This is a genomic window from Streptomyces sp. SID14436, assembly GCF_010548465.1.
Classification (GTDB): domain Bacteria; phylum Actinomycetota; class Actinomycetes; order Streptomycetales; family Streptomycetaceae; genus Streptomyces.
This window is the reverse complement of the sequence record NZ_JAAGMD010000181.1, coordinates 1-759: the sequence shown is the minus strand read 5'-3', so window position 1 is coordinate 759 and position 759 is coordinate 1. Positions and strand designations below refer to the sequence as shown.

Genomic DNA, 759 nt, shown 5'->3' with positions numbered 1-759 from the left:
GCCCGCGCGCGCAGCGCCTCCTGGGCGGCGTGCCGGTCGCGGCCCGCGAACAGGGCGGCGGACAGGGCGAGCGCGGTGCGCCGCTCCGCGGGCGAGAGGTAGCGGTTGCGGCTGGACAGGGCGAGCCCGTCCTCCTCGCGGACGGTGGGCACGCCGACGATCTCGACGCCGAAGTTCAGGTCCCGCACCATGCGGCGGATCAGGGCGAGCTGCTGGGCGTCCTTCTGGCCGTAGAGGGCGATGTCGGGGCGGGTGAGGTGCAGCAGCTTGGCGACGACGGTGAGCATGCCGTCGAAGTGGCCGGGGCGGGCGGCGCCCTCCAGGCGTCCCCCCATGGGGCCGGCGCTGACCCGGACCTGGGGTGCGCCGCCCGGGTAGACCTCCTCCACCGAGGGGGCGAACACGACGTCGGCTCCCGACTGCTCGGCCAGCTTCAGGTCCGCGTCCAGGGTGCGGGGGTAGCGGTCGAGGTCCTCGCCCTGCCCGAACTGGAGCGGGTTGACGAAGACGGTGACGACGACCTCGCCGTCGGGTCCCGCGATCCTGCGCGCGGCGCGGATCAGCGTGGCGTGGCCCTCGTGCAGGGCGCCCATGGTCATCACGACGGCGCGGCGGCCCGTGCGCGCGCGGGCGTGCAGTTCCCCGGCGGTGCGCAGCAGGGTGGTGGTCATCGGAGGGCTCCGTTCCGGGGCGCGTGCCGGGCGGTGCGGGACGAGTGGGCGCTCGGGTGCGGCGCGGGGCCGGCCGCCCCGGCGGCGG

At 76.8% G+C, this 759-nt stretch carries 1 protein-coding gene; it reads right to left on the bottom strand.

Annotation, left to right across the window (positions count from 1 at the left end):
• The coding region (gene panC / locus G3I53_RS06650; protein WP_164438112.1) for a pantoate--beta-alanine ligase at positions 1-671 on the bottom strand (671 nt) is incomplete at its 3' end.
• Between the last annotated feature and the right edge of the window lie 88 nt (positions 672-759).